1 protein-coding gene is annotated in these 1,442 nt (G+C 72.3%); it reads left to right on the top strand.

Annotated elements, in window-relative coordinates:
* Positions 1-312 precede the first annotated feature (312 nt).
* Positions 313-1,152 carry an SAM-dependent methyltransferase gene (locus HUW36_RS32825; protein WP_281357592.1) on the top strand — a complete coding sequence of 280 codons (840 nt, stop codon included), beginning with the start codon at positions 313-315 and terminating at the stop codon, positions 1,150-1,152.
* Positions 1,153-1,442: the final 290 nt, after the last annotated feature.

Genomic DNA, 1,442 nt, shown 5'->3' with positions numbered 1-1,442 from the left:
GGCGCGGACAGCGTCGCCGGCGCCCGCCTCGCCGAGATGCGCGACTTCTACGACTACCTCTGGCGGGAACTGCCGGCCCTGATCGACCGGTGGCGGGACGGCCGGCCTCGATGAGGTTGTGCCGGCGGTCGGACCCGCGGGTCCCGCCGGACATACGCCCGGTTACCCGCTGACATCACGGCGACAGCGAGCCGACCCGGGCCGGGGCCTGGACGCTGCGCCAACGGGGCGACGATCCACATCGTCCGGTCGCTACACTCCGGGACGAAGTCCGGAGCCGCCCCCAGCATCCCGTGCGCTGACCAGAATCGGATGGAGAGGCCATTGACCGGCGACAAGGCCGCACCCCCCGGAATCGACCGCACCGTTCCCAGCGTGGCCCGGGTGTACGACTACTTCCTGGGCGGCAAGGACAACTTCGAGGTCGACCGGAAGGTCGCCGAGCACGCCCTGCGGATCACGCCGGACGGGCCGGCCGCCGGTCAGGCGAACCGGGCCTTCCTGCGCCGCGTGGTGCGCTTCCTCGTCAGCGAGGCCGGCATCGACCAGTTCCTGGACGTCGGGTCCGGGCTGCCCACCCAGGGCAACGTGCACGAGGTCGCCATCGCGCACAACCCGAGCGCCCGGGTGGTGTACGTGGACAACGATCCGATCGTCCTGGCGCACGGGCGGGCCCTGCTCGCCGCCGAGGGCACGGCGACGGTGATCCAGGCCGACATCCGGCGCCCGCAGGAGATCCTCGGCGATCCGGACGTCCGCCGGTTTCTCGACTTCGACCGGCCGGTCGGGTTGTTGCTCTTCGCGATCCTGCACCATCTCGGCGACGACGAGGAGCCGCGCGCCGTGTCGGCGGAGTTGATCGACGCGCTGCCGTCCGGCAGTTACGTGGCGATCTCGCACTTCCGTGATCCGGGTGAGCGGGACCCGGAGGGCTCCCGTAAGGCCCGCGAGGTCGAGCGGGTCTTCAACGAGTCGCTGGGCACCGGCCGGTGGCGGACCGATGAGGAGATCCTCTCCTTTGCCGACGGGTTGACGCTGCTGGAGCCGGGGCTGGTGCCGTTGGCCGAGTGGCGTCCGGATCCGGGCACGCCCGCGCCGAAGCAGACCGACACCTACCACACGTTCGTCGGACTGCTCGCCCGCAAGCCGTAGGCGGTCGCGACGTAGGCGTCGATCGTCATCGTCGCTGGCGAGGTCCGCACCGGCGGGAGGATTGCTACTCTGCGCGTCGCCGCCGGAGTGTCCGACGTGGTGCCGTGGCCGATGGAGGAAGTAGCGTGCGCGCGATCTCCCAGTCCCGACGACGGATGGCGGTCGGCGTCGTCCTGGTGCTGCTGGCGTCCGGGTGCGGCGCGGACCGGCCGGACCGTCCCGGCGCCGCGGCCCCCTCTGCGGTGAGCCCGGACCGCGTCGCCCCGCCCCCGACCCCGTCCGCCGGCCGG

The organism is Micromonospora maritima (assembly GCF_902825405.1).
GTDB lineage: Bacteria > Actinomycetota > Actinomycetes > Mycobacteriales > Micromonosporaceae > Micromonospora > Micromonospora maritima.
The sequence above is the reverse complement of the archived record's forward strand: the minus strand, read 5'-3'. Positions and strand labels throughout refer to the sequence as shown.